Genomic DNA, 25,056 nt, shown 5'->3' on the forward strand with positions numbered 1-25,056 from the left:
CAGCGCAAAAAGGCCGGATGAAGCCCCCTTTCCTTCGCGCCTTTTGCGCATTGCTCCTTTTGCTGTCGGCCAATCCGTCCAGCGCCGCGAACGATCGCGGCCCGGTGATACTTGCGGCCGCCAGCCTGCAGGATGTGCTGGCCGTCGCCGCCGTCGAATGGGCGCGGCAGGGCCATGCCCAACCCGTCCTCTCCTTCGCCGGCTCGTCCGCGCTGGCGCGACAGATCCGCGCGGGGGCACCGGCCGACCTGTTCATTTCGGCCGATGAAGACTGGATGGACGTCGTCGAGAAAGGCGGCCTGATCCAGCCCCGGACCCGCGCGGACATCGCCGGCAACCAGCTGGTATTGGTCACGCCGATCCGTCAGCCGGTGCAGGTGAAGATGGGGCGCGGCATGCCGATCGCCCGTGCGCTCGGCTCGTCCCGGCTGGCCATGGCCGATCCCGACAGCGTGCCCGCCGGCAAATATGGCAAGGCCGCGCTGACCAAATTGGGCGTGTGGACCGCGGTATCGCCCAAGGTGGTGCGCGCGGAAAATGTCCGCGCCGCACTCGCCCTCGTCGAACGGGGCGAAGCGCGGCTCGGCATCGTCTATGCGACCGATGCCCGTGCGTCCCGCAAGGTCCGGATTGCGGGCATCTTCCCGGCCTGGACGCACCCGCCGATCCGCTATCCCGTCGCCCGTCTGCGGACCAGTCGCCATGCCGATGCGGACGCGTTCCGGACCTTCCTGCTCTCGCCCAAGGGACGCGCCGTGCTGGCACGCTATGGTTTCAGCGCGCCTTGAGCAGCGACATCTGCGCCGCCCTGTCTCCTGAAGAATGGAGCATATTGGCCCTCTCGCTGAAGGTCAGCCTGGTCGCGGTCGCCGCGATCCTGCCGGTCTGCTTCTGCATCGCCTGGATGCTGGCCCGCTGGCGCTTTCCCGGCAAATTGCTGGTCGATGCGCTGGTCCATCTGCCGCTGGTGCTGCCACCGGTCGTGACCGGATGGCTGCTGCTGCTGCTGTTCGGCATGAACGGGCCGATCGGCCGATGGCTGTCGGACGTTTTCGGCATCACCCTGCTGTTCCGCTGGACGGGTGCAGCGCTGGCCGCCGCCATCATGGCCGTTCCGCTCATGGTCCGGGCCATCCGCCTGTCTATCGAGGCGATCGACACAAGGCTGGAAAGCGCCGCCGCCACGCTGGGTGCATCGCGGCTACGGATATTCTTCACCATTTCGCTGCCACTCGCCCTGCCCGGCGTCCTGGCCGCCATCATCCTTGGCTTCGCCCGCTCGCTGGGTGAATTCGGCGCGACCATCACCTTCGTATCGGACGTGCCGGGCGAAACCCGCACGCTGCCGATCGCCATCTACGCCGCGATGCAGATGCCGGACGGGGAAGCGATGGTCACTCGCTTCGCCATCCTTTCGACGATGCTGTCGCTCGGCGCGCTGATGCTGTCGGAAATCATGGTGCGCCGGATTGCGCATGGGGGTCGCCATGTCGTTTGACATCGACGTCAGCCGGACAGTCGGCGGGCGCAGGATCGCGCTCACCGTCCGTACCGATCGCCCGCTGGTCGCGCTGGTTGGCCCATCGGGCGTCGGCAAGACCAGCATCCTCGACATGGTGGCCGGCATCATAAGGCCGGACCGCGGCCATATCGCCGTGGACGGCCAGACCCTGTTCGATAGCGACGCAAAAATCGACATGCCTGCCGCAGGGCGACATGCCGGCTATGTCTTCCAGGATCGCCGCCTCTTCCCGCATATGCGGGTGCAGGCCAACCTGCTCTACGGTCGGCGCACCGGCATATCGGTCGACATGGACGATGTGCTGGACTTTCTGGGGATCGGCCATCTGCTCCACCGCTGGCCACGCAATCTTTCCGGCGGCGAGGCGCAGCGCGTGGCGATCGGCCGGGCGCTCCTGTCCGGCCCCCGCTTCCTGCTGCTCGACGAACCGCTCTCCTCGCTCGATCGCCACCGCAAGAGCGACATTCTCGATGCGATCGACCAGATCCGCATGCGCGCCCCCATCCCCATCCTCTACGTCACCCACGATATCGGCGAAGCGGAACGGCTGTCGGCCATGATCGTGACCATGGCCGGGGATGATTAGAGCATTTTGAAGTCAGCTGGCACAGCTGACGGCTCGCAAAATGCGGAAAACAAAAGACTCTTGTCGCATGATTCGATCCAATCCAATCGGATCATGCTCCAGGCCCTAGCTGCCGACCAATCTGGGGCGCCGCTCCGTCAGCATGTCCGGCGCTTTCGATCGCCGATGGGCCAGCAGGCGCGCGACGGAATTGCCGACCAGCATGTGCAGGCCTTCATCGCTTAGCAGGCCACCCCGCACCAGGCAGCGCTCGATCAGCACGCGCCGAAACGCGGCGTAAAGCTGCAAATCCGGTGCCTTGGGGCGTTGCCAGAAATCGTCCAGGCTGCCCGTATAGGCGACGCCCGGCACCTTGTAGACCGCATGGCCCAACACCATCACCGGCTTGCCGACATTGAGGGCCAGCGTGCCGACCGTGCTGTTGACCGTGACGACGCCGAGCGACTTGCCCACCACATCGGCAATGTCCCAGTCGGCCAGATAGATGACCCGATCCGCAACGCCATAATGATGGGCGAGCCGGCGCGTGAGCCTGTCCCATCCGACCAGCCCTGCATCCAGCGGGTGCCGCTTGACGACCAGCGATACATGGTCCGGCGCATGCTGGGCGAAACTCTTGATGACGAACCGCAACGCCGCCCGCATATTGCCGAACGGCGAGTGGATGCGGATCTGATAGTCGGAATTCAGCTGAAGCGGCAGCGTGAAATAGGGCTGATCCTTGATCTTCTCCCATTCCGCCCGCGACCGCCGCTCATGGCTTTTGCGCATGATCAGCTTCCAGCACCAGGCAGCGGATTCCATCAGGAAGCTGTGCGGCCTGTGCGTGTTGTAAAAGGGGAAGATGGGCCGCATCAACGCGGCGGCCAGGCCGTTGCGCATCGTGTTGCGCGCACGCGCGCGGAAGGTCGACGGAATCTGCGGCAGGACTTCCTCCTGCGCCGGAAGGGCGCTGGCCTCCTCTAGATACCATTTGGGGTCGAGCGGCAGGGTGGAATTGCCGTTCACCCCGTCATCCTGCAACGTCATGAAGTCCGGCCGGATATAGCCTTCCTCGACCACATGGACGCGCAGATCGCGCAGGCGCGCCATGCCATGCGCGGACGTATGATAGGGGCGGCAATCGCCGTAGAGAATAAGATCCGTGACGCCATGATTGACGATGAAATCGTCGAAGAAGAGCGGCCAGTTGCGAAATGTACCGCGATAGTCTGTGGCTTCGCCCGGCCAGTCGACCTTGTCGCCGCCATTGATGTTGATCCGCAAAGCCCGATGCCCGCGCTCGCGCAACGCGTCTGCAAGCATCGAAAAATAGGGGCCATGTGGCCCTTGCAGGAACAGGAATGTCTTTGCGGACGCTTCAGCCATGCAACAACTCGGCGAACAAAGTCATAAAACGACGCAACTTCCCCTGTAGCACCCGCAGCCGAATAAGCCATGTCATCGGCGGCGTCGATCCATTTGCCATGCGGTCCACCATCACTTCCGGGCCGCACGGCAACCGCGTAACCGGATCAATATAGCGAGGATAGAGAATGAGGGCGGCCGCCACAAGCTGATCCACGCCGAGTTGACGGCCGCGGCGACCAGTTGATTTGGCCAGATCGCGAGTCAGGCCCCAGCCGGCGTAAAAGGGCATGCCATGGACCGTGACGGACCGGCCGCGCATCAGCGCCTCGAACCCGGTCAGCGACGACAGGACATGCACCTCGTCCACCGTCTGCACCAGCTCCATCAGCGGCGCGCCGGTATCGATGGCGTCGGCATGCGCCAGCACGGTCGCATCGGGCAGATGCCCCTTGCGATGGCCGGCCTGCACGTCGGGATGGGGTCGGTAGACGATCCAGGCGTCCGGTTCGGCCCGGCGGACCCGCGCCAGGAAATCCAGATTGCCCGCGACACCCGCACCGCCATACCGGACGGACAGGTCATCCTCCACCTGCCCGACCGCCAGCACCGTGCGCCGTCCGGGTGGCAGGCCGATCATCTGCCCCGCTTCCGGCCCATATTTGGTGACGCCCGCCGAACATATGCGTTCGCGCAATCGCCCTGCCCGCTCGACCAGAGCCGAGGGGAAATCATGGGTCGCCAGCAGGGTTTCCAGATCATTGGCCCTGCGCCCATCATAATAGATACCGCTGCGATCCACCACGACCGACCCGGGCGGATGCAGCGCGGCACCCAGCCCGCGCGAGCGCAGGAAACCGTCCTCGACCTGCGCGATCGAAACACCCATGGCGGCGGCGGCCTGCGACGTGCCCGGCGGCACGCGCGAAGGCCATACCGCCAATGCTCCGCCCTCCCGCTGCGCCCGGCGCAAGCCGCGCTCTGCCGACAGGAAAGGCGGCGCGCGCAGTCCATCCCACAGGAAATGGCCGATCGCCTCCCGCTTCCAGAAGGCCATGCCGCTGGCCGCCGCGATCCCGCGATTGCCATCCAGATGGCGCCGCCAGTCGGCCAACTGCGTGATGACGGTCACGATATCCACGGCCGCCTCGGTAAAACAGTCGCGATAGCTGGCCGCCGCCAACCTTGTCCGCAACATGCTGCGCAGCATGGCCGGATCGACCCGCAGACCGTCGGGACCGATCACCGGCACCTCCAGCAAGCCTGCGACCAGAGCCAGCTCGTCATCCGCTGCCGCATGGACGGAACCCGCCTGCGCCACCAGCGCCCACGGATCGCACCCGTCGGGCAGGCGCCGGCCCGCTACCGCACTCGATGCGCGCGCCGGCCCCGGCACGATCCCGATCTGCTCCGGCAACAGCCCTTCCAGATGCGATCCATCGACCGGCACCCCATCGCGCACGACCAGGCGCAGCCCTTGCGGCCGATGCCCCCAATAATCGCCCCCCACACGGGCCTGCGCCAGCAGTACCAGCATGTCGTCCGATATCGACGCGCCATCGCCTTCGCCGACCGCCGGCGCGCTGACGGCCGCCGTCGCGGCGGCAATGCCGGCAAAGGGCGGCGATCGCAGGAACGCAATGGTCGTCATCAAGAAAGGATGTGCTTGCGCATGATCCACGCGGCGCGCGACGATGCGCTTTTTGCGTCCTTTGATGATGCCCCGATGCGGGCCATGCCCCTGTCCTTCATTAGCTCGTCCGACCATGCGATTGCCGTCCGGCAAGGTCAAGGAACAGAGGCTGTTACTTCTTCGATCAGGTCGGTGATGATGTCGAAATAATCGCGCCAGGTCGGCGCACGCCAATCGACCAGCCGCGCGATCTGCGCCGCGCGCTCCGGCGCGTCCGGCTGGCTATAGGCCTCGATCGCGCGCATCCAGCCTAACCCGTCCAGCGGATCGAGATAATCGGGCCCATCTCCGCCGACCTCGCGATGGGCGACGATATCGCTGCATATCACCGGGACGCCGGCCGCCAGCGCCTCCACCACCGGCATGCCGAATCCTTCCGCGAAGGACGGCATCAACATCGCACGGGCATGGGCGACCAGCGCATGCATGCGATTGTCGGACACCTCGCCCGCCTCGATCACATGGCCGCGCAGCGCTTCGGCCCGCTCCAATATGTCGATCACATTCTCATTTTCCCAGCCGCGTCGGCCGATCAGCACCAGCACCGGCGCCGCATCGCCCAGCCGTTCGACCAGCCGCCGCCAGATATTGAGCAGCAGCAGATGATTCTTGCGCGGCTCGATCGTCGAAATATAGACGAAATAGGGCCGATCCGGCACATCCTCGTCCTTGGCACCGAAAATATCGGGCGCATCGGCACCAAAATGCGCGACCCGCACCGCGCGCCCATCCAGACCATGCTGCATATGCGGTTCCAGCGCGTCGATCGTCGCCTGGCTGTTGCCGATGATGCCGCTGGCGAAACTGTCGATCGTGCGCACCCGGCGCAGATGCTCCTCCGCCCCTTGCGGCCGGGCAAATTCGGGATGGCTGAGCGGGATCACGTCATGGACCAAGGTGATGAACTTCGCACCCTCCGCCCGCAATATCGCGCCGACCTGCGCATGATCGTCCAGATGGTGCGGCGACACCTGAAGGTAGACGCGCGGCGCGCGCGCGCGCGGTACGGGCCGCGGTCGCGTGGCGAACATGTGGCGGATGACCGCCGCCTTGCCCTCGCCAGCCGGCACCACACCGGCATTGCGCCATTTGGCCGTGGTGAAGGCGAGGAACTGACGCACCGCCGCCTTGTCCAGCCGCCCATAATAGCCGCCTGCCGGATGGACCGCCGCAAAGGACAGCCGGTCGGGCATCCGCTCCAGCAATTCGCGCGCATAGACATATTCGACGCGATCGATGCCGGTGGGCGACGGGTGGAAGGAACGCGACAAGAGCCGCGAAATGTCGAGGATCACCTCGCTTTCGCCACGCATTCCCTGAAATAGCTGGCTGGCGCGCTTGGACCGCAGCGCCAGGCGCGCACCGGGCGCGTTGAAGGGGCGCAACGTCATCAGCGTGCGCCTCGCGGGCATGAAAGCCGACCGGCAGGAGGGATGGACATCAGAGTTGCGCGCGAATCTCGTCGGCCAACGCCTGCAATTGCGCCGGATCTGCCTCCCCGCCGGCACCATGGGCGGCAAAGCCCTTCGGATCGCCCTCCCAGCGCGGCAGGATATGGACATGCAGGTGGAAGATCGTCTGACCCGCCGGCGCGCCGTTAAACTGCGCGATCTGGATACCGTCGGGGTTCAACGCCTTGCGAATGGCGGCGGCGACCTTTTTCGTGGTCGCCATCACCTGGGCCAGCGCATCCTCCTCGATCTCCAGCAGGTTGCGCGCCTTGGACCATTTGGAAATGACCAGGGCATGCCCCTTCGTCTGCGGCATGATGTCGAGGAAGGCGAAGGTCGTGTCGTCCTCATAGAGCTTCGTCGACGGAATCTTGCCCTGAAGAATCAGAGCGAAGATGTTTGCGTCGTCATACGTGCCGTCGAGGCTCATGGATTGCCCTTAACTGATATAATGGGCGGTCGTCTTAGCAGCGACTTCATCCGCCGTCACGCCCGGCGCCAGTTCAACCAGCTTGAACGGGCTATCATGGTCAGGACGTTGGAAAACGCACAAATCCGTCACGATCATGTCGACGACATTCTTGCCGGTCAGCGGCAGCGTGCATTCCGGGATGAACTTCGCGTCGCCATTTTTCGACGTATGTTCCATCACCACGATGATCTTCTTGACGCCTGCGACCAGATCCATCGCGCCGCCCATGCCCTTGATCATCTTGCCGGGGATCATCCAGTTGGCGATGTCGCCATTTTCCGCGACCTCCATCGCGCCCAGCACGGTGAGGTCGATATGCCCGCCGCGGATCATCGCAAAACTGTCGGCAGAACTGAAATAGGCCGATTGCGGCAATTCGCTGATCGTCTGCTTGCCCGCATTGATCAGGTCCGCATCCTCCTCCCCCTCATAGGGAAAAGGCCCGATGCCCAGCATGCCGTTTTCCGACTGGAGCGTCACTTCCACGCCGGCGGGGATATGGTTCGCCACCAGCGTCGGGATACCGATGCCCAGATTGACGTAGAAACCGTCCTGCAATTCCTTCGCCGCGCGCGCGGCCATCTCGTCACGAGTCCAGGGCATCTTATTGCTCTCCACCGGCGGGCGGCGCCCACCTCTTGTCCATCGGAAACACGTCGTCGAACCCGCCCTTCAGGCCGCTGCCATAAACGGGATTGGGCATCACGAACCAGCCGCCGCCCCACAGGCCTGCGATCGGCAGACGCATGGTCGCGGCGCGGCGATCGGCCACAGACTGGCCGGCGTTGAACAGGTCGGAAAAATCGCCCAGCTGGTCCCCGCCCAAAGCGATGACGCAATAGCTGTCGGAAATGCGCCAGCGCCGCGCATCCTTCATGCCGCCTGTATTGTCGTCGCCCTGAAGGAACAGCGTCTTGCCATGCACCGCCTCGCCCAAGCCCGCCGCCTTGATCGCGCGCGCGGTCGCATCGGCATTGGCGGCCGACCGGTTGGTGTTGAAGATCACCGTCACGCCCAGATTGCGCAGCGCCGCCAGCACATGATCGGCGCCCGGCACCGGCCCGACCGCGCCTTCGCCGGTCTTTTCCCACTTGTCCCAGCTGGCTGCGTCGAACCCCTGCCCGACCTTGGCGCCATGATATTCATAGCCGGTGTTCAGCATCACCGTCTCGTCCACGTCGAACACGGCGGCGAAGGGCTTGTCCCCGCACGGTGCGAACTTCGGCGCATCCAGCGTCGCCCCCTCCGCCAGCACCACGCTGTCGGCCGGCCGTGCCTTCACCTTGCCTGCCACATAGCCCAGCAGCGCATGCCAGGCCTGCACCGAAATCGCAGCCCCCTCGCCCGATCCGTAAAGATATTGCATCCCGGCAGGCGGATTGGAGGACGGTGCCGGCACGGATGCCGTCTGCGTGGTGGCACAGGCCGCAAGCGGCGCCAGCAACAGCGAAGCGACCGCACGCATCTTCATGGACATCACGCCGCTTCCCGCGTCCGCACGGTCCGGAATTCGATCTTCTTGTCGTAGGGCGCGCCGACGATCATCCGCTTCACATAGATGCCGGGCAGGTGGATCGCGTCGGGATCAAGCGTACCGGTCGGCACCACTTCCTCGACTTCCGCGATGCAGATCTTCGCGGCGGTCGCCATCGGTGCATTGAAATTGCGCGCGGTCTTGCGGAAGATCAGGTTGCCGCTCTCGTCCGCCTTCCATCCCTTGACGATCGCGATGTCGGCGAAGATGCCGCGTTCCAGGATATAATCCTGCCCGTCGAAAGTCTTCACTTCCTTGCCCTCGGCCACCTGCGTGCCGACGCCGGTCTTGGTATAGAAGCCGGGGATGCCAGCCCCACCGGCACGGCAGCGCTCGGCCAGCGTGCCCTGCGGACAAAATTCCACTTCCAGTTCGCCAGCCAGAAACTGCCGCTCGAACTCCTTATTCTCACCGACATAGGAGGAGATCATCTTCTTCACCTGCCGCGTGCGCAGCAGCTTGCCCAGGCCCTCGCCATCGATGCCGGCATTGTTGCTGGCGATGGTCAAATCCTTCACGCCCGAATCGCGGATCGCATCGATCAGCCGCTCGGGAATACCGCACAGGCCAAAGCCGCCCGCACAAATCTGCATCCCGTCGAAGAGAAGTCCCTCCAGCGCAGCCGCCGCATCGGGATAGAGCTTCTTGACCATCGACACCCGTCCTTTTTCGCAATTTCGCTGCAACTCTAGGCAGCGCAACCAATCAATACCAATGATTTGTTTTTTCCGATAAGCATAATCAATGCCTATCAATCGCATCGCCTTCTACCATCTCGAAACCCTGCTCTGGATCGCGCGCCTTGGCACCTTCGCGGCAGCGGCGACGCGGCTGAACACGACCCAGCCGGCCATATCGGCACGCGTGCGCGAACTGGAAAGCCATCTGGGCACCGCCCTGTTCCGGCGGGAGGGACGCGCCATGGCATTGACCCCCGCCGGCCGCGAACTGGTGCGCGAAAGCGAACCGCTCTGGGCGCGATTCCAGGGCGTATTGATGGGATGCAGCGACATATCCGGCGCGACCGGCATCGTGCGCATCGGCGCGGGGGAAATTGCGGCGGCCAGTTGCCTGCCCGGCTTCGTCGCGCAATTGGGCCGCGACCTGCCGCAGGTCAGCTTGGAGGTCGATATCGCGCTGACGGTCGATCTGATCCAGCAGTTGGCGTCCGGCCATGCCGACATCGCCTTTGCCGCCGGGCGGATCGCCCATCCGATGCTGCGCACCGCCCCGATCGGCAGCATCGACCTGCTCTGGCTGGCGCGCCCATCGACGGTTGCCACGATGGACGCGACCCAGACACCGATCTGGTCGCTGTCCAACCTCTCGCCGCTCTACCGCATCATGAAGGAAGCGATCGCCGCCTCGGCGCTGGCCGACTGCCCGCTCAACCTCTGCAACAATGTCCGCACGATGATCGACATCGTGCTGGAGGGCGGCGGTATCGGCATCTTCCCCGAACCGATGGTCCGGCATCAGGTGGCCGACGGTCGGCTGATCCCGGTGCCGGGTGCGCCGGCCATGCCGCCGGTGGATTTCCACGCCGCCGTTCGCGCTGCCGAAGCCGATCCCTTGATATTGGCCATTTTCGCGCGAGCGAGCCACCTCAATTTGCGAGGAGACACCGCCGCCTGACCGTTTCGGTCGCACTATCGATCATTGCGCCGCGTCCCCAAAGGCCGGCGCCGCCAGCGCGCGCGCATGGTCGCGAATGCCCGATGGCCAGCCCTCCGACAGCGCGGTGAATGGCGCAGCCTCCTTGGCGAAAAGCGCGCGAATGGCGGCTTCGTAGCCGGGGCGGTCGCCGGCCATGGCGGTCATGAAATGATAGGCCGCGTCCATCGCCGCGCGCGGGTCGGGCATGAGCGCGCTGGCCTTGCGCGCATCCTCTACAAGACGGCGGATGGTGGCCGATGCGCCGCCCGGCTGGGTAGCCAGCCATTCCCAATGGCGCGGCAGCAACGTCACCTCGCGCGGCTGGACGCCCAGCTTCGGCCGTCCCCTACCGCGCGCTTCTTCGACCGCCGGGCCGCGCAGGTCGATATCCACCTGCCGCCCGGTCGCGTCGTCGAACAGCAGGATATTCTGGGCGTCGTCGCCCATGGCCCGCAACGCCGCGCGCACTTCGCCTTCGTCGCCGGTCGCGATCCACAAATCGCCCGCAAAGGCCGTCAATGTCCGATCCATGCCGAATCTCCCTTCGGCACGGATATTATTATCCGGGCATTATTGAGTCAATATGATCCGGGTAATAATTGGACCCGCACTACATCCGTTCGCCCTGAGCCTGTCGAAGGGCGTTGCGCGCACCCTTCGACAGGCTCAGGGCGAACGGGGGTTGGGTGGCCGACCGGCGTTCAGATGCCGCGCAATTCCACCCAGGTCGGCGCGTGGTCGCTGGCCTTTTCCCGGCCGCGAAAGGCCTTGTCGACCTGCGCGTCGATCAGGCGATCGGCGGCGGCGGGGCTGAGCAGCAGATGGTCGATGCGGAAGCCCGCGTCGCGCGGCCAGCTGTTCGCTTGATAATCCCAGAAGGTCCACACCCCGCCATTGGGATGCCGGCTGAGGATCGCGTCGGTCCAACCATCATTCAGCAGGCGGCGATAGGCCTCCCGGCTTTCGGGCTGCATCAGCGCGTCGTCCTGCATCGCCTTGACCGAGAAGGTGTCGATGTCGCGCGGGATGACATTATAGTCGCCCGCCAGGATCGCGGGCACTTCCTCCGCCCAGATTTCTGCGGCGCGGTCCCGCAGGCGCTTCATCCAGCGGAGCTTATAATCGAATTTCGGGCCGGGCTGCGGATTGCCGTTGGGCAAATAGATGCTGGCGACGCGCACGCCCTTCACATCCGCCTCCAGATAGCGGCTATGCTCGTCCTCCGGCTCGCCTTCCAGGCCCCGACGTATCTCGACGGGGCTTTCGCCGCGCGCGAGGATGGCGACGCCGTTGAATCCCTTCTGCCCGTGCCAGATCACGCCATAGCCGGCGTCTTCGATATCCTTGACCGGGAAGGTTTCGTCGCTGGTCTTGATTTCCTGAAGGCAGGCGATGTCGGGCCGCGTTTCGTCCAGCCATTCCAGCAGGCGCGGCAGGCGCGCCTTGATGCCGTTGATGTTGAAGGTGGCGATGCGCATGGGCTGACCCAATCCCTTTAGGTTCGTTGATTCCGGCCACCCGCATAAAGGGGAATGTGCTCCTGCGAAAGCAGGAGCCTAGAGTCGACCGGGGTACCCTGCATTCTGAGCTCCTGCTTCCGCAGGAACACGGCCTCTGGTCAGACCGAGAAGCTGGTCCCGCAGCCGCAGCCGGCCGTCGCGTTGGGGTTCGTTACCTTGAACGCCTGCCCGCCCAGGTCGGACACGAAATCGACCGCGGAGCCGCGAACCAGGTCGATGCTGACATCGTCCACCACGAGCGTCACGCCGTCGCGCTCCACCGTCAGATCTTCCGCCTCGACCACGTCTGCCAGGCCGAAGCGATATTGGAAGCCCGAACAGCCGCCCCCTTCCACCGACAGGCGGAGGATGGCGGGCTTGCCCTGCTTGGCGGCGATGGCGGCGACGCGGGCAGCAGCGGACGGGGTGAGATCAATGTCGGACATGGTGCCTAGATAGGATCAAGCAAAAGGCCCGGCAACCCCATCGGGTGCCGGGCCTTTTGCGAATATCGTTATAAACCGCGATCAGTCGGCGGCTTTTTCTTCCGCCTTGGTCGGGCCGCCCATGGCGAGCGGCGGCTTGGTGTTCATCGCGACCAGATAGTCGGGGCCGGCGACGAAGGGCAGCGGGTTGATGGCGGCGCCATCGACGCGGACTTCATAATGAAGGTGGCTGCCGGTGGAACGGCCGGTCGAGCCCATCAGGCCGATCACCTGGCCGCGCTTCACATAGCTGTTTTCGGCGACCAGCAGCTTGGACATATGGCCGTAGCGCGTTTCCATGCCGCTGCCGTGCGAGATCTGGACGAGGTTGCCATAGCCGCTGGCCCAGCCGGCGCGGCTGATGATGCCGTCTGCGGTGGCGTGGATCGGGGTGCCGATGGGACCGGGAATGTCGATACCCTTGTGCATGCGGGCGGAGCGGTTGAACGGATCGGAACGGACGCCGAAGTTGGAGGTCAGCGAGAGCTTTTCGACCGGGCGGCCCGACGGGATATAGGCTGCGGTCTTGGCATTGCCGTCCAGCCGCTGAAGGCTGGAGAAGAGGTTGGAGAAGCCGACGTCGGAAGGCCCAAGTGCGCTGGTGTTGATTTCGGACGCATCGCCATAGGGATCGTCGGTTTCGGTGGCATGGGCCGGGGCGGTTGCGCACAGCGCGCCGACGATCCCGATACTTGCTAAAACCGTCTTAACCTTGTTCGCCTGGAACCAAAGCGACTGGCGAACATTAACCGAATGAAGAACCGACATGCAGACCCCGACTATGTCACCGGAGGCTTGATGCCCCTCGGCGCTTCCCGTGTTAAATTTTTTGGCGACCTGGATCGCCCCCGCTGAGCGCAGACTGCAAATTGCTGATCATGTTGCAAGCGCGGCGTAGAATTCTTCCGTCAAACCGGCCTGTCGACGCGCCGAGTCGTTGAACGGTGGCTTAACGCTGCCACGAAAATGCCTTTTCACAAGCATTTGGTAATATTTGGGGGATTCGATACCCATGCGTTTCGTCGCCCAGACGAACCAGTTCGTCCCCGCCGCAACATGGCGAATCTCATCGTCCACAATGCGCCGCAGCATCTTGCCCGATGCCATGTCCCCGGCCCCCTCGAACCGGTCCACCGTGGCCGGCGTGATGTCGAGCGCGCGGGCCTCCAGCACCATGGGCACGATGGCCAGCCGCGCGAGCGCATCGCCCGCCGTCTCCTCCGCCGCCTGCCACAATCCGTCATGCGCGGGCAGCGCGCCATAATGGCTGCCCAACTGCCGCAACCGCCGGTCGAGCAGCGCGAAATGCATCGCCTCGTCCGCGCCGACCTTCATCCATTCGCTGGTGAAGTCGGGCGGGAACTGGTCGCCGAAACGACCGATCAGGTCGAACGCCAGGTCGATCGCGACGAATTCGATATGGGCCAACGCATGGAGCATGGCGATGCGCGCCCGCTCCGATCCGATCTTGCCCCGCCTTGGCATATGTGCCGGCGACAGCAGAATCGGCGTGTCCGGTCGTGCCGGCCGGTCGGGCATGGTCGCATCGAAACGATGCGCCAGCCGCCCCAGTCGCCACGCGCGCGCCACCGCCCGCGCGGCCATCAGCTTGGCCTGCGGATCGGCGGTCAGCATTACATGCGCGCAGGCCGCGCCCACGCTCGTCACGGAAGGCGGCAGGCTCAAAGCGCGGTCACGGCCCCCAGCACTTCCTCCGCATGGCCCTTCACCTTCACCTTGGGCCAGACGCGCAGGATCTTGCCGTCCGCGCCGACCAGGAAGGTCGCCCGCTCGATCCCCATATATTTGCGGCCATAGAGCGACTTTTCGACCCATGTGCCAAAGGCTTCGCAGACCGTGCCCGGCTCGTCGGAGGCCAGGATGACGGTCAGGCCGTATTTCTCGGCGAACTTTTTCAGCTTGGCCGGCTTGTCCTTGGAAATGCCGATCACCGGCACGCCGGCGGCGGCATATTCGTCAGCCAGCGCAGTGAAATCCTTGGCTTCGTTGGTGCAGCCGGGCGTATCCGCCTTGGGATAGAAATAGACGACCAGCGGCTTGCCCTGATAGCCGTGCAGCGTGAAATCGACGCCTTCGGCGTCCTTGAGCGTCACGTCGGGGATCGCGTCACCCTGTTCGAGCATGTTCATTCCTCCTGATAGGGCGCGGCCAGCGCAGCCCAGGCTTCGCTGACGCATATCCGCGCCTTGGCATAGCTGGCAAGCAAGCCGTCCCAATCTTCCGCGCCGCACGCCCGCGCGACCAGCGGCCGGGTCGCCTCCGCCGGCTCGGTCGATTTGGGCGAGACGAGGCGGGACACGACCAGATAGCGGGTAATGAGGTCATGCGCGGCGATCAGGTCGGCGGGCAGATGGCCGGCCGCCACCAGCGCGCCCAGCGCCTTGCCCAGATCGGGGTCGAAGGCGATGCGATAATGGAACTGGTTGACATGGATCAGGAATTCCAGATCGACGAGGCCACCCGGCACCAGCTTCACGTCCAGATCGCCGACCGGCGGCTTATGCCTGGCGATATCGCCGCGCATCTTCACCGCCTGCCGCGCCAGATCGTCGAAATCGCGCGGCCGCTGGAGCGTTTCGGACAATATCGCGTCGAGCGCGGCGCGCGCCTGTGGCGAACCGAACACCGGCCGCGCGCGGGTGAGCGCCAGATGCTCCCAGGTCCAGGCTTCCTCCCGCTGATAGCGCGCGAAGCTGTCCAGGCTGACCGCCAGCAAGCCCTGCGCGCCGGACGGGCGCAGCCGGGTGTCGACCTCATAAAGCGGGCCGGACGCGGTATGGACCGACAGAGCGTTGGTGATACGCTGCGCCAGACGGTTGAAATATTGGGTCGCGCCCAATGGCTTGGCGCCGTCGGATTCTGTCGAGAAGGTACCGGTGAAGAGATAGACGAGGTCGAGATCCGACGCATGGGTCAGTACGCCGCCGCCCATGCGTCCCAGCGCCAGGATCAGCAATTCGCCGCCCGGCACCTTGCCATGTGCGCTCTCGAACTCGGCGACGGTGGCGGTGGCCAGCGCCTCGATCGCGGCCTCCGCCACACGCCCATAGCCTCGACCGGCCTCCAGCGGATCACCGCCCCGGATGATCTGCGCGCCCAGCGCAAAGCGGCGATCGCCCACGCGCTGGCGCACCCGATCGAGCAGCGTCTGATAATCCTCGCCCGGTTCCAGCCGCCCCAGTTGCGCCGCCAATATTGCGACCGACGGCGCGGGATCGAAAGCGGACGCGTCGATCAGCCCGTCGATCAGCTCCGCCCGGCGGCCGAGCGCATCGGCCAGCGTCGGGGCATGGCTCAATATCTCCGCCAGCAATTCGACCAGCGCGGGGCGCGCGGCCAACAGCTTGAAGAAGTTGATGGCGCTGGGCAGCCGACCGATCATGTCGTCCAGCCGATTGAGCGCGCGCGACGGATCGGGCGCCTTGGCCAGCGTGCGCATCAGGCCGGGCAGCAACGCCTCCAGCGCCTCGCGCGAGGGCGCACTGCGCAGCGCGCGGACGGTGCCGCCGCGCCAGCGGGCGATGCGGGCCAGCGGCGTTTCGGGATCGGCAAAGCCCAGATCGACCAGCTGTTCCTTCAACCGATCCTCGTCATGCGACAGGGACGCGTCCGGCTTTTCCGGGCTCAGCCGGTCATAATTGCGCCCGACCCATTCGACATGGGGCCGCAACAGGTCGAGCAGCGCTGCGCTGTCGGCCAGGCCATGCAGGCGCGCGACATTGTCCAGGCTGTCGGGCGATTTGGGCAGCTCGTGGGTCTGGCGATCCTCCACCATCTGCAACCGATGCTCGATGGTACGGAACAGGATATAGGCTTCGTCCAGCCGCGCCGCGACATCGGCCTCGATCACATTGGCGGCGGCCAGCGCGCGCAGCGCCTCGCGCGTATTGCCAGACCGCAGCGACGGATCGCGCCCGCCGTGGATCAGCTGATGCACCTGCGCGAAAAATTCGACCTCGCGAATGCCGCCGCGTCCGCGCTTCAGGTCATAGCCCGGCCCGAACGCCTGCCCCTGCGCATAATGGTCGCGGATGCGGCGCGATATGTCGACGATCGCGTCGATCGCGCCGAAATCCAGGCTCCGCCGCCACACGAAGGGACGGATCTGGCGCAGGAAATAGTCGCCCAGGCCCAAGTCGCCCGCCGCCGGACGCGCGCGGATGAACGCCGCCTGTTCCCAGCCGAGCGCCGTCGATTCATAATAGCCGATCGCCGCCTCCACCGGCAGCGCGATCGGCGTGGCTTCGGGCGAAGGGCGCAGGCGCAGGTCGACGCGGAAGACATAGCCGTCGCCATCGCGGGCATTCAGCAATTCGCTGACCCGCCGGCCGATGCGCACGGCGGCGTCGGCCACATCCTCCCGCTCGTTATGCGGCATGGTGGTGGGATCGTAGAGCAGGATCGGGTCGATATCCGACGAGTAATTCAGTTCCCGGCTGCCATGCTTGCCCAGCGCCAGCACGACGAAGCCCCGATGCTCGGCATCGGGATAGCGTTCCTGCATCGCGGCGGCGAGCGCTTCCTCCAACGCCTGATCGGCAAAGTCCGACAAAGTGCGCGTGACGCGGTCCATATCCCATGCGCCCGCCAGATCGGCCGCCGCCACCGCCAGCGCGATCGCCGCGCGCCGCCGCCGCAGCGATCGGGCGACACCATCTTCCGGCACCCCTGCGGCCTGCGCCGCGGCAAAGGCGCCATCGAAGTCGCCGGCGGCCAATCGCTCGGTCACGGCCGGATAACGGTCCAGCGCGCGCGACAGAAAAGGCGAATGGCCCCTGATCCGCTTTTCGGTGTCCAGCCAGTCGGTCACATCGTCTCTCTCTTGTCGGCTCTCTCTTATTCGTCGGCGCTATCGCTTGGCCGTGCGACGAACGCCAGAAACTTTTGAGCAAGATGGTGGTTCTCTACATATGGATTTTCAGCGCAAAGCCACCGGCCGATCGGCCACAGGACGCGACGGCGGCGGTGGCCGCGTCGTTACTGTAGCTTTGCCAAAGCCTTACGAGGGCGTCGGCAATGCGCTCCGCGCCACCTTCCTCCCCGGCGATGACGGGACGCCATCCGACATGATGGCATTGCTGGCGAAGCTGGATCGACACTGACCGGCCCCGGATCGGGTGTTGGCAGGGCTTTATTTACCCATTTCGGCTAGAAAATTTCATCTTCAGTCAGAAATAAAGTCGCATGCGCCCATGATGTATCGCAATTTCGCCCTCGCCACGCTGCTGGCCGCGCCGCTGATCGTGATGGCGGTCCAAAGCGTGGCGCCCAAGCCCCCGGAACAGGCCGCGTCCGCCGCTCAGCCCGAAACGCCGCCACCGCCCGTCCCGGTGCCGGTCGCGCCGCCGCCCGCGCCCTCCATCGCTCCAGCTGACGTCGCGCCGCCTTCATCCTTCGATCAGCCCATGTCGGATGCCGGGCAACCCGCGCTTTCGCCGGGCGCCGGCCTGCCGGACGCACCGGCTGCCGGCCCCAGCACTGCGTTCGGCGCGCCCCCCGGCTCGCCCAACGCGGAACCCTGAAAAAAAAGCGGTCAGATCGCGCCTTTGAACGTATCGCACTGGGCCGGATCACCGGTATCCAGCCCCTTGCGCAACCACTGCATCCGCTGCGCGCTGCTGCCATGGGTGAAGCTGTCGGGCACGGGACGCCGCCCCGCTTCCCGCTGCAACGTATCGTCGCCGATCGCCTCGGCCGCACGCATCCCTTCCTCCAGGTCGCCCGGCTCCATCAAATTGGTGTCGCGCGCGGCCCAGACGCCGGCATAGCAATCCGCCTGCAACTCCATCTTCACCTGCAGGGCGTTGCCCTCGGCTTCGCTGGCGTTGCGCTGCGCCTTGCGGATCTTGTCGGCCTCGCCGGTGATGGTCTGGATATGGTGGCCGACCTCATGCGCGATGATATAGCCGATCGGGAAATCGCCCGGCGCGTTGAAGCGCGTCTCCATTTCCTTGAAGAAATCCGTGTCGAGATAGATGCGCTGGTCGGCCGGGCAATAGAAAGGCCCCATCGCCGATTGCGCCGCGCCGCAACCCGACTGGCCATTCTGGCTGTAGAAGACCAAAGTGGGCGCCGGATATTGCTGCCCCTGCGCCTTGAAAATATCCGCCCAGCGCCGCTCGGTCGATCCCAGGACCTTCAAGGACACGCGCTGCACGTCGGTCAGCTGGCCGCTGGCGGGCTTTTGGGTCTGCACCTGCTGCCCGCCGCCACCGCCGCCGATCAGGCTCAGCGGATTGACCCCCATCACCACCATGATGATCAGGACGACGGCGATCCCGCCGCAACCGAAGCGACTGCCGATCAGCGGCAATAGCATGCCAAGGCCTCCGCCAAGCCCCCCGCCGCCTAGTCCGCCGCCACCGCGCCCGTCCTGCACTTCATAATGGCTGCTTTCCTGTTCGTCGTCGAGCCGCATCGCGCCCTCCCTTTCTTACGACATGGCCTATCCGATTCATGTCCGGCGGGGAACCGTCCGCGCAAGCGAAGGTTGCGCACAAGGATGATTTGTTACGAGACATTAAGTTGGAAGTGGCCCGGCAAAGCCTATATTGCACTGCGACATGGCTGATATTGAATCCACCCGCCAGGATGCGAAGCCGCCTCGTCGCGCGCGCACGCCCCTCCCCCTCCCTCGCGAAGTCGCATTGCTGTTGCAGGGCGGCGGCGCGCTCGGCTCCTTCCAGTCGGGCGTCTATGAACGGCTGGACGAACTGGGCGTGGATGTCAGCTGGGTCGCGGGCATTTCCATCGGCGCGGTCAATGCGGCGATCATCGCCGGCAACCTGCCGCACCGCCGCCTCAGCCGGCTGAAGAAATTCTGGTACACATTGTCGGGCGGCATGCCCAACATGATCCTGCCCGAAATCGACCATATCCGCGAAGCCGCCCATCTGGGCGCGGCCGCCACCGTCGCCACATTCGGCGTGCCCGGCATGTTCCGCCCGCGCCTCTGGCCCGCGACACTGATGCCGGAGGGTACGCCCGGCGCGATCAGCTTCTATGATACCGCCCCGCTCAAGGACACGCTGGACGCCTGCGTCGATTGGGATCTGCTGAACGACGGGCCGGTGCGCCTCTCGGTCGGCGCGGTCGATGTGGAAACGGGCAATTTCGCCTATTGGGATACGCGCGGCCCCGGCGGCAATACGCGGATCGACGCGCGGCACATCATGGCGTCGGGCGCGCTGCCCCCCGGCCTGCCCCCGGTGGAAATCGATGGCCGCTGGTATTGGGATGGCGGCCTCGTCTCCAACACGCCGCTGTCCCACGTCCTCAATCACCAGACCGAAGATATGCTGGTGTTCCAGGTCGATCTCTTCCCCGCCGAAGGGCCGATGCCCCGCCAGATGACCGATGTCTATTCGCGCATGAAAGACGTGCAATATAGCAGCCGCACGCGTCAGGTGACGGACCAATATCTGCGCCTGCGCCGCGAACATGGCGCGATCCAGGCGCTGCTCGACAAGCTGCCGCCTGACTTGCAGGACAGTGCGGAGGCGCAGGAATTGCGCCAGTGCCTGGATCAGGGATCGGTCAACATCGTCCACCTGATCTACCGATCGCGCGCCTGGGAAAGCGGCGCCAAGGATTTCGAATTTTCCCGCGCCACCATGCTGGACCATTGGAGCCAGGGCCGAGAGGCGGTGGAGGAAGTGATGCACAAGGGCGACCTCATCGCCCGCAACATCCTGGACGGGAAGAGCGCGACCTTCGACCTCGACGAACCCGATCATCTCAAGGAGAAAAAGGCATGAGCAAATCTCTGGCCGGCAAGACCGCCCTGATCACCGGCTCCACCTCCGGCATTGGCCTCGCTTATGCCAAGGCGCTGGCCGGCGAAGGCGCGAACATCGTCATCAACGGGTTCGGCGACGCTGACGCGATCGAAAAGGAACGGGTCGGGCTGGAAGCGCTGAGTGGCGCGAAGGCGCTCTATTCGGGCCATGACCTGACCAAGGTGGACCAGATCGAGGCGATGATGAAGGAAGCGGCCGACAATTTCGGCGGCGTCGACATCCTCATCAACAATGCAGGCATGCAGCATGTCGCGCCGGTGGAGGAATTCCCGCTCGACAAATGGGATCTGATCATCGCGCTGAATCTGAATGCCGCCTTCCACACCACCCGCCTCGCCATTCCGCACATGAAGGAACAGAAGTGGGGCCGGATCATCCAGACCGCCTCGGCCCATTCGCTGGTCGCTTCGCCCTTCAAGAGCGCCTATGTGACGGCCAAACATGGCCTTAATGGCTTTACCAAGACGGTCGCGCTGGAAGTCGCGACCTTCGGCATCACCGCCAACTGCATCTCGCCCGGCTATGTCTGGACCCCGCTGGTCGAAAACCAGATTCCCGACACGATGAAGGCACGCGGCCTGACGCGCGAGCAGGTGATGAACGACGTGCTGCTCGCCGGCCAGCCGACCAAGCAGTTCGTGACCGCCGAACAGGTCGCCGCGACCGCCCTCTATCTGTGCAGCGACGCGGCGGCGCAGGTGACGGGCGCCAACCTGTCGATCGACGGGGGCTGGACGGCGCAATAAGGAGCGTTGCCAACATCGCCCGCCATTCCCTTCTTCAGGAAAGGGAAATGGCGCGCTTCGACCGGAAATGGACGCTTCACTTGCCCTCTCCCGTTTTCACGGGAGAGGCTACGGAGACTTGGCAGCTCGCTGCCTAGTCGGCGTCGGTGAGGGTCTTTCTGCTTTCTGGACAAGCATGTCCTGCCAGAAAGAAGCAAGGCCCTCACCCAACCCTCTCCCGTGAAAACGGGAGAGGGTTAAAGATAAGCTGAACGTCGCATATCCACCCATCCCAGCCCTGCGACCCAAAGCATCTTTCCTAATAGGATTATCCCTGATCGATCCTTGGGGATGATACCGCCTCCTCCCCGAAGCCCTCGCATGCCGGCCGCGTTCCGGTCGCCACGATGGCGCGCGACTGTCGCGTCGAAGGCGCGCGACTGTCGCGTCGAAGGCGCGCGACTGTCGCGTCGAAGGCGCGCGGTCGTGGCGCAGGCGTGGCCCGGATGACGCACCTATGGCGCATCGCAGGCGCTTCGCGAGCGCCTTGGGAACGCTTCGGGCCGAAAAACCCCTGCAACGGTGTGAACTTCGCTCGTCGCGTCGCTATCGCCCGGCGATGCACACCCTCTTTTCACGGCGCTGCCTGTCCGCTAGCCAGACGAGCGTAAAACAAGGGGACTATCCATGCGCTTCACCACCAGCCTCGCCGCACTGGCGCTGACCCTGTCCGCAACCGCCGCCATGGCCCAGGACGACGGCAAGAAGAAGGACGACGCCACCGAAAACCCCGTCCCCGCACCCAATGTGTCGGTCACAAAGCATAAGGGCGTGTTCGGCGGCAAGGCGATCGGCTACACCGCGACGACCGGCGAAACCTATCTCAAGGACAAGGACGGCAAGCCGCTCGCGGCCATCTATGCCACTTCCTATGTCAAGGATGGCGGTGACAAGAAGCGCCCCATCACCTTCCTCTATAATGGCGGCCCCGGCTCGGGATCGCTCTGGCTGCACATGGGCGCCTTCGGTCCCAAGCGGGTGGTGCTGCCCGATGCGCAGGATGACGGCGCGCCGCCCTATCCAGTGGTGGACAATGCCGAATCGCTGCTGGACGTCACCGACCTCGTCTTCATCGATCCGGTCGGCACCGGCTTTTCCCATGCGATCGGCAAGAAGGATCCCAAGGATTATTGGGGCGTGTCCGCCGATGCCAAATCGATCGCCGAATTTATCCGCCTGTGGCTGAACGATAATGGCCGCTGGTCGTCGCCCAAATATATCGGCGGCGAAAGCTATGGCACGACCCGGTCGGTGGCGCTGATCAACGAACTGGAGGGCAGCTATAATGATGTCGCGGTCAACGGCATCATCCTGATCTCGACCATCCTCGACTTCGGCGCCACGGCCGAGGTGCAGGGCAATGAAATGCCCTATATCATCAACCTGCCGTCGATGGCGACGACCGCCTGGTATCACAAGCGCATGGGCAATCCGCCCGCGACCGTGACGGAAGCCGCGCAGCAGGCCCGCGCCTTCGCCATCGGCCCCTATGCCGCAGCGCTGCTCAAGGGCAACCAGCTCTCTGCCGAGGAACGCGCGAGCGTGCGGGCGGAACTGGCACGGCTGACCGGCCTGTCCGAAGCGTTCGTGGATCATGCCGAACTGCGCATTTCGCCCGGCCGCTTCTACAAGGAATTGCTGCGCGACCGGGGCATGAGCATCGGCCGCCTCGATACCCGCTATACCGGCAAGGATTATGACGCGGCGGGCGAGGAGCCGGATAATGATCCCAGTTTCTACGCCATCGACGGCGCCTATACCGCCGCGATGAACAGCTATGCCCGCGACGATCTGGGCTACAGGACCGACCGCTCCTATGTGACGATCGGCGGGGTCAGCGGATGGGACTGGAAGCTGGACGGCAAAAGCGGCCGGGCCAGCGAAGTCTATGGCAGCGTCGCCCCCTATCTGGGCAAGGCATTGCGCGAAAATAGCGGCCTGAAAGTCTTCGTGGGCCAGGGCTGGTATGATTTCGCCACGCCCTTCTTCGGCGCGGAATATGCGATGAGCCGTACCGGCTTCGACTCCTCGCGCATCCAATATCATTATTATGACGCCGGCCACATGATGTACGTCCGCCCCGACGACCTTCGCAAACTGAGCGCAGATATCCGGGCGTTCATCACGGCGCGTTGATAATAGTTGATAACCGCCCTATGATCGGCGCTGGGAGAATAGAGATATGATCAGCGCCGATCTGGGCAGGCAATTGGAAGCCTTCGTAACGGACCTGGTCGAAACCGGCCGTTACAACAGCAAAAGCGAAGTCCTGCGCGAAGGTGTGCGCCTGATCCAGGAGCGCGAAACGCGGCTGGCGGCGCTGGATGCATCGATCATGCGCGGCGTGGCGGACAGCGACGCCGGCCGCACGAAGGACGCCGGGCCTGTCTTTGATCGGTTGGAAGCCAAATATCGCGCACTTCCAAACGGGCCTTAATGAAAGTCGCGCTGACCGCCGAAGCCGAGCGCGACCTGGAGGCGATCGCCGATCATATCGCGATCGACAATCCGGACCGCGCGCTTGGCTTCATCATCGAACTGCGTGCCAAATGCCTGGGCCTTGCCGACTATCCAAGGGCCTTCCCCGTCGTCGAACGCTACGCCCATCTGGACATAAGACGGCGAGTGCACGGCCGATATCTGATCTTCTACCGGGTCGAAGCGCGTCGCATCGTCGTGCTGCATATCCTGCATGGCGCCAGCGACTATCTGGACCGCCTCGACGTCGATTGAGCAATGCCAAAGCCGCAACAATTCCCCTTCCCCGTTCATAAAATCCCCTTATGCTTCGGGGCAACAAGGGAGATTATCAACATGCGCCATGCGCTTACGGCCGTTCTGGCCGCCGTCAGCTTCTCGTCCATCGCCATCGCCCAGACGCCCGCCGCTTCGGTGCCAGCGACGCCCGCCCCCACCACCGCCCCGCCCGCACAGAGCGAGATCGGCGCGGCCGTGGCGAAGGATATGGACGGGCTGATGACGCTGTATCGCGACCTGCACGCCAATCCCGAATTGTCGCTTCAGGAAGTGAATACCGCCGCCAAGCTCGCCAAGCGGCTGAAGGCGCTGAAGTATGACGTGACCGAAAAGGTCGGCGGCACGGGCGTCGTCGCGGTGATGAAGAACGGGTCCGGCCCGGTGCTGCTGATCCGGGCCGACATGGACGGGCTGCCCGTGGTCGAGCAGACCGGCCTGGAATTTGCGTCCAAGGTGCGGACCAAGACGGCGGCGGGCGTGGAAACGGGCGTGATGCACGCCTGCGGCCACGACACGCACATGACGGCCTTCATCGAAACCGCCAAGCTGCTGGCCGGCGCGAAGGATAAGTGGAAGGGCACGCTGGTCATGATCCTCCAGCCTGCCGAGGAAGTGGGCAAGGGCGCGCGCGACATGCTGGAGGACGGGCTCTATACCCGCTTCCCCAAGCCGACCCATGCCATCGCCTTCCACGACGCGGCCAATATCGCGGCCGGTCAGATCGGCTATACGCCCGGCTATGCGCTGGCCAATGTCGACAGCGTCGACATATTGGTGAAGGGTCTGGGCGGCCATGGTGCCTATCCGCAGACCACGCGCGACCCGATCGTGCTCGGCTCGCGCATCGTCACCTCGCTCCAGACGCTCATCAGCCGGGAACAGGATCCGCAGGATCCCGCCGTCGTCACCGTCGGCAGTTTCCAGGCCGGCGCCAAGCACAACATCATCCCGGACGAAGCGAAGCTGCTGCTGACCGTCCGCAGCTATTCGGACGAAACCCGCGCCAAGCTGATCGAAGGGATCAAGCGGATCAGCCGGGGCGAAGCGATCGCGGCCGGTGTGCCCGACGACCGGATGCCGGTGGTCAGCGTGCAGGATGAATTCACCCCCTCAACCTACAACCCGCCCGAATTTGCCGAGCAGATGGCCGGCGTGCTGAAGGGCCATTTCCCCGACGGTCGCGTCATCAAGACGGCGGCGGTGATGGGTGGCGAGGATTTCAGCCGCTATTACCGCGCTGACAAGAGTATCAACAGCTTCATCTTCTGGGTCGGCGGCGTGCCGGCGGACAAGATGGCGGCGGCAGCCGCAGGTCAGGCCAGCCTGCCCTCGCTTCACAGCCCCTTCTGGGCGCCCGAGGCGGACAAGGTGATCGCGACCGCGAGCGAGGCGATGACCGTATTGGCGCTCGACATATTGAAGAAGGACTGAAAAACATGCGGGGCGACG

General features: G+C 64.7%; 27 protein-coding genes. 12 read left to right on the forward strand and 15 right to left on the reverse strand.

Translation table 11 applies throughout. The features are described from left to right. The first annotated feature begins 17 nt into the window (after nucleotides 1-17). From modA to F4U95_RS04410, 3 genes are read left to right on the forward strand one after another with little or no spacing between them, the layout of a single operon-like run. Nucleotides 18-788, forward strand: coding sequence for a molybdate ABC transporter substrate-binding protein (modA, locus tag F4U95_RS04400; RefSeq protein ID WP_150424705.1), 771 nt, complete (start codon nucleotides 18-20; stop codon nucleotides 786-788). Further along, nucleotides 785-1,498, forward strand: coding sequence for a molybdate ABC transporter permease subunit (gene modB, locus F4U95_RS04405; RefSeq protein ID WP_246171486.1), 714 nt, complete (start codon nucleotides 785-787; stop codon nucleotides 1,496-1,498). The genes modA and modB overlap by 4 nt, the downstream gene beginning before the upstream one ends. After that, a complete protein-coding gene (locus tag F4U95_RS04410) occupies nucleotides 1,488-2,108 on the forward strand; it encodes an ATP-binding cassette domain-containing protein (protein WP_150424706.1) in 621 nt (206 codons plus the stop codon). Before modB ends, F4U95_RS04410 begins: the two co-directional genes overlap by 11 nt. A gap of 105 nt (nucleotides 2,109-2,213) precedes the next feature. On the opposite strand, the gene F4U95_RS04415 is transcribed toward F4U95_RS04410, so the two are convergent. From F4U95_RS04415 to F4U95_RS04445, 7 genes are all read right to left on the reverse strand, one after another. Further along, a complete protein-coding gene (locus F4U95_RS04415; RefSeq protein WP_150424707.1) occupies nucleotides 2,214-3,476 on the reverse strand; it encodes a capsule biosynthesis protein in 1,263 nt (420 codons plus the stop codon). Then, nucleotides 3,469-5,106, reverse strand: a complete 1,638-nt coding sequence (locus F4U95_RS04420; protein WP_150424708.1) for a capsular polysaccharide export protein, LipB/KpsS family — start codon at nucleotides 5,104-5,106, stop codon at nucleotides 3,469-3,471. The genes F4U95_RS04415 and F4U95_RS04420 overlap by 8 nt, the downstream gene beginning before the upstream one ends. Before the next feature lie 137 nt (nucleotides 5,107-5,243). After that, on the reverse strand, nucleotides 5,244-6,539 hold the full coding sequence (locus F4U95_RS04425; RefSeq protein WP_150424709.1) for a glycosyltransferase family 4 protein: 1,296 nt from the start codon (nucleotides 6,537-6,539) through the stop codon (nucleotides 5,244-5,246). Between the two features lie 49 nt (nucleotides 6,540-6,588). Further along, nucleotides 6,589-7,029, reverse strand: a complete 441-nt coding sequence (locus F4U95_RS04430) for an HIT family protein (RefSeq protein ID WP_150424710.1) — start codon at nucleotides 7,027-7,029, stop codon at nucleotides 6,589-6,591. Nucleotides 7,030-7,038: 9 nt separating this feature from the next. After that, nucleotides 7,039-7,674: a CoA transferase subunit B gene (locus F4U95_RS04435; protein ID WP_150424711.1), complete on the reverse strand. Its 636-nt coding sequence runs from the start codon at nucleotides 7,672-7,674 to the stop codon at nucleotides 7,039-7,041. A gap of 1 nt (nucleotide 7,675) precedes the next feature. After that, nucleotides 7,676-8,548, reverse strand: a complete 873-nt coding sequence (locus tag F4U95_RS04440; protein WP_150424712.1) for an HAD family acid phosphatase — start codon at nucleotides 8,546-8,548, stop codon at nucleotides 7,676-7,678. Beyond that, nucleotides 8,548-9,258: a CoA transferase subunit A gene (locus tag F4U95_RS04445; RefSeq protein ID WP_150424713.1), complete on the reverse strand. Its 711-nt coding sequence runs from the start codon at nucleotides 9,256-9,258 to the stop codon at nucleotides 8,548-8,550. The genes F4U95_RS04440 and F4U95_RS04445 overlap by 1 nt, the downstream gene beginning before the upstream one ends. 91 nt (nucleotides 9,259-9,349) lie before the next feature. Between F4U95_RS04445 and F4U95_RS04450 the strand changes: the two genes are divergently transcribed. Next, on the forward strand, nucleotides 9,350-10,240 hold the full coding sequence (locus F4U95_RS04450; protein ID WP_120249403.1) for a LysR family transcriptional regulator: 891 nt from the start codon (nucleotides 9,350-9,352) through the stop codon (nucleotides 10,238-10,240). Nucleotides 10,241-10,261: 21 nt separating this feature from the next. Here the strand turns inward: F4U95_RS04450 and F4U95_RS04455 are convergent, their stop codons facing one another. The 7 genes from F4U95_RS04455 to F4U95_RS04485 all read right to left on the reverse strand — a co-directional run bounded on the left by F4U95_RS04455 (nucleotide 10,262) and on the right by F4U95_RS04485 (nucleotide 17,076). Next, nucleotides 10,262-10,792, reverse strand: coding sequence for a DUF2239 family protein (locus F4U95_RS04455; protein ID WP_150424714.1), 531 nt, complete (start codon nucleotides 10,790-10,792; stop codon nucleotides 10,262-10,264). A 170-nt stretch (nucleotides 10,793-10,962) separates the two neighbouring features. Further along, nucleotides 10,963-11,739: an exodeoxyribonuclease III gene (xth, locus tag F4U95_RS04460; protein ID WP_150424715.1), complete on the reverse strand. Its 777-nt coding sequence runs from the start codon at nucleotides 11,737-11,739 to the stop codon at nucleotides 10,963-10,965. Between the two features lie 140 nt (nucleotides 11,740-11,879). Then, entirely contained in the window at nucleotides 11,880-12,206 is a 327-nt protein-coding gene (locus F4U95_RS04465; RefSeq protein ID WP_120249400.1) for a HesB/IscA family protein, read from the reverse strand. An 81-nt stretch (nucleotides 12,207-12,287) separates the two neighbouring features. Further along, nucleotides 12,288-13,013 carry a M23 family metallopeptidase gene (locus tag F4U95_RS04470; protein WP_172598745.1) on the reverse strand — a complete coding sequence of 242 codons (726 nt, stop codon included), beginning with the start codon at nucleotides 13,011-13,013 and terminating at the stop codon, nucleotides 12,288-12,290. 108 nt (nucleotides 13,014-13,121) lie between these two features. Then, nucleotides 13,122-13,880, reverse strand: coding sequence for a ferritin-like domain-containing protein (locus F4U95_RS04475; RefSeq protein ID WP_425505032.1), 759 nt, complete (start codon nucleotides 13,878-13,880; stop codon nucleotides 13,122-13,124). A gap of 47 nt (nucleotides 13,881-13,927) precedes the next feature. Then, nucleotides 13,928-14,389, reverse strand: coding sequence for a thioredoxin-dependent thiol peroxidase (gene bcp, locus F4U95_RS04480; RefSeq protein WP_150424717.1), 462 nt, complete (start codon nucleotides 14,387-14,389; stop codon nucleotides 13,928-13,930). A 2-nt stretch (nucleotides 14,390-14,391) separates the two neighbouring features. Then, the gene (locus tag F4U95_RS04485; RefSeq protein ID WP_150424718.1) at nucleotides 14,392-17,076 is read right to left on the reverse strand and encodes a bifunctional [glutamine synthetase] adenylyltransferase/[glutamine synthetase]-adenylyl-L-tyrosine phosphorylase; all 2,685 of its coding nucleotides are present in this window, start codon (nucleotides 17,074-17,076) and stop codon (nucleotides 14,392-14,394) included. A 100-nt stretch (nucleotides 17,077-17,176) separates the two neighbouring features. On the opposite strand from F4U95_RS04485, the gene F4U95_RS04490 reads away from it, so the two are divergent. Together F4U95_RS04490 and F4U95_RS04495 are read left to right on the forward strand one after the other, a co-directional pair. Beyond that, nucleotides 17,177-17,368, forward strand: coding sequence for a hypothetical protein (locus tag F4U95_RS04490; protein WP_120249397.1), 192 nt, complete (start codon nucleotides 17,177-17,179; stop codon nucleotides 17,366-17,368). Nucleotides 17,369-17,458: 90 nt separating this feature from the next. Continuing rightward, the gene (locus F4U95_RS04495; protein ID WP_120249396.1) at nucleotides 17,459-17,788 is read left to right on the forward strand and encodes a hypothetical protein; all 330 of its coding nucleotides are present in this window, start codon (nucleotides 17,459-17,461) and stop codon (nucleotides 17,786-17,788) included. Nucleotides 17,789-17,799: 11 nt separating this feature from the next. On the opposite strand, the gene ypfJ is transcribed toward F4U95_RS04495, so the two are convergent. Continuing rightward, entirely contained in the window at nucleotides 17,800-18,684 is an 885-nt protein-coding gene (gene ypfJ, locus F4U95_RS04500) for a KPN_02809 family neutral zinc metallopeptidase (RefSeq protein ID WP_150424719.1), read from the reverse strand. Nucleotides 18,685-18,829: 145 nt separating this feature from the next. Here ypfJ and F4U95_RS04505 point away from each other — a divergent pair, with 145 nt between their 5' ends. The 6 genes from F4U95_RS04505 to F4U95_RS04530 all read left to right on the forward strand — a co-directional run bounded on the left by F4U95_RS04505 (nucleotide 18,830) and on the right by F4U95_RS04530 (nucleotide 25,038). Beyond that, nucleotides 18,830-20,023: a patatin-like phospholipase family protein gene (locus tag F4U95_RS04505; RefSeq protein ID WP_150424720.1), complete on the forward strand. Its 1,194-nt coding sequence runs from the start codon at nucleotides 18,830-18,832 to the stop codon at nucleotides 20,021-20,023. Further along, entirely contained in the window at nucleotides 20,020-20,811 is a 792-nt protein-coding gene (locus F4U95_RS04510) for a 3-hydroxybutyrate dehydrogenase (RefSeq protein WP_120249394.1), read from the forward strand. The genes F4U95_RS04505 and F4U95_RS04510 overlap by 4 nt, the downstream gene beginning before the upstream one ends. 666 nt (nucleotides 20,812-21,477) lie before the next feature. After that, nucleotides 21,478-22,986: a S10 family peptidase gene (locus tag F4U95_RS04515; RefSeq protein ID WP_150424721.1), complete on the forward strand. Its 1,509-nt coding sequence runs from the start codon at nucleotides 21,478-21,480 to the stop codon at nucleotides 22,984-22,986. 46 nt (nucleotides 22,987-23,032) lie between these two features. Beyond that, nucleotides 23,033-23,287 (forward strand): type II toxin-antitoxin system ParD family antitoxin, encoded by a 255-nt coding sequence (locus F4U95_RS04520; RefSeq protein ID WP_150424722.1) that lies wholly within the window; start codon nucleotides 23,033-23,035, stop codon nucleotides 23,285-23,287. Continuing rightward, nucleotides 23,287-23,583, forward strand: a complete 297-nt coding sequence (locus F4U95_RS04525) for a type II toxin-antitoxin system RelE/ParE family toxin (protein WP_150424723.1) — start codon at nucleotides 23,287-23,289, stop codon at nucleotides 23,581-23,583. The genes F4U95_RS04520 and F4U95_RS04525 overlap by 1 nt, the downstream gene beginning before the upstream one ends. Nucleotides 23,584-23,664: 81 nt before the next feature. Continuing rightward, a complete protein-coding gene (locus F4U95_RS04530; protein ID WP_150424724.1) occupies nucleotides 23,665-25,038 on the forward strand; it encodes an amidohydrolase in 1,374 nt (457 codons plus the stop codon). The last annotated feature ends 18 nt before the right edge of the window (nucleotides 25,039-25,056 follow it).

Source organism: Sphingobium limneticum, assembly GCF_008710165.1.
Lineage (GTDB): Bacteria > Pseudomonadota > Alphaproteobacteria > Sphingomonadales > Sphingomonadaceae > Sphingobium > Sphingobium limneticum.

Coding starts and splice junctions, on each gene's coding strand:
- modA (WP_150424705.1), top strand. CDS start 18: ATGAAGCCCCCTTTCCTTCGCGCCTTTTGCGCATTGCTCCTTTTGCTG.
- F4U95_RS04410 (WP_150424706.1), top strand. CDS start 1,488: ATGTCGTTTGACATCGACGTCAGCCGGACAGTCGGCGGGCGCAGGATC.
- F4U95_RS04415 (WP_150424707.1), bottom strand. CDS start 3,476: ATGGCTGAAGCGTCCGCAAAGACATTCCTGTTCCTGCAAGGGCCACAT.
- F4U95_RS04420 (WP_150424708.1), bottom strand. CDS start 5,106: ATGACGACCATTGCGTTCCTGCGATCGCCGCCCTTTGCCGGCATTGCC.
- F4U95_RS04425 (WP_150424709.1), bottom strand. CDS start 6,539: ATGACGTTGCGCCCCTTCAACGCGCCCGGTGCGCGCCTGGCGCTGCGG.
- F4U95_RS04430 (WP_150424710.1), bottom strand. CDS start 7,029: ATGAGCCTCGACGGCACGTATGACGACGCAAACATCTTCGCTCTGATT.
- F4U95_RS04435 (WP_150424711.1), bottom strand. CDS start 7,674: ATGCCCTGGACTCGTGACGAGATGGCCGCGCGCGCGGCGAAGGAATTG.
- F4U95_RS04440 (WP_150424712.1), bottom strand. CDS start 8,548: ATGTCCATGAAGATGCGTGCGGTCGCTTCGCTGTTGCTGGCGCCGCTT.
- F4U95_RS04445 (WP_150424713.1), bottom strand. CDS start 9,258: ATGGTCAAGAAGCTCTATCCCGATGCGGCGGCTGCGCTGGAGGGACTT.
- F4U95_RS04450 (WP_120249403.1), top strand. CDS start 9,350: ATGCCTATCAATCGCATCGCCTTCTACCATCTCGAAACCCTGCTCTGG.
- F4U95_RS04455 (WP_150424714.1), bottom strand. CDS start 10,792: ATGGATCGGACATTGACGGCCTTTGCGGGCGATTTGTGGATCGCGACC.
- xth (WP_150424715.1), bottom strand. CDS start 11,739: ATGCGCATCGCCACCTTCAACATCAACGGCATCAAGGCGCGCCTGCCG.
- F4U95_RS04465 (WP_120249400.1), bottom strand. CDS start 12,206: ATGTCCGACATTGATCTCACCCCGTCCGCTGCTGCCCGCGTCGCCGCC.
- F4U95_RS04470 (WP_172598745.1), bottom strand. CDS start 13,013: ATGTCGGTTCTTCATTCGGTTAATGTTCGCCAGTCGCTTTGGTTCCAG.
- F4U95_RS04475 (WP_425505032.1), bottom strand. CDS start 13,880: ATGCTGACCGCCGATCCGCAGGCCAAGCTGATGGCCGCGCGGGCGGTG.
- bcp (WP_150424717.1), bottom strand. CDS start 14,389: ATGCTCGAACAGGGTGACGCGATCCCCGACGTGACGCTCAAGGACGCC.
- F4U95_RS04490 (WP_120249397.1), top strand. CDS start 17,177: ATGGATTTTCAGCGCAAAGCCACCGGCCGATCGGCCACAGGACGCGAC.
- F4U95_RS04495 (WP_120249396.1), top strand. CDS start 17,459: ATGATGTATCGCAATTTCGCCCTCGCCACGCTGCTGGCCGCGCCGCTG.
- ypfJ (WP_150424719.1), bottom strand. CDS start 18,684: ATGCGGCTCGACGACGAACAGGAAAGCAGCCATTATGAAGTGCAGGAC.
- F4U95_RS04505 (WP_150424720.1), top strand. CDS start 18,830: ATGGCTGATATTGAATCCACCCGCCAGGATGCGAAGCCGCCTCGTCGC.
- F4U95_RS04510 (WP_120249394.1), top strand. CDS start 20,020: ATGAGCAAATCTCTGGCCGGCAAGACCGCCCTGATCACCGGCTCCACC.
- F4U95_RS04515 (WP_150424721.1), top strand. CDS start 21,478: ATGCGCTTCACCACCAGCCTCGCCGCACTGGCGCTGACCCTGTCCGCA.
- F4U95_RS04520 (WP_150424722.1), top strand. CDS start 23,033: ATGATCAGCGCCGATCTGGGCAGGCAATTGGAAGCCTTCGTAACGGAC.
- F4U95_RS04525 (WP_150424723.1), top strand. CDS start 23,287: ATGAAAGTCGCGCTGACCGCCGAAGCCGAGCGCGACCTGGAGGCGATC.
- F4U95_RS04530 (WP_150424724.1), top strand. CDS start 23,665: ATGCGCCATGCGCTTACGGCCGTTCTGGCCGCCGTCAGCTTCTCGTCC.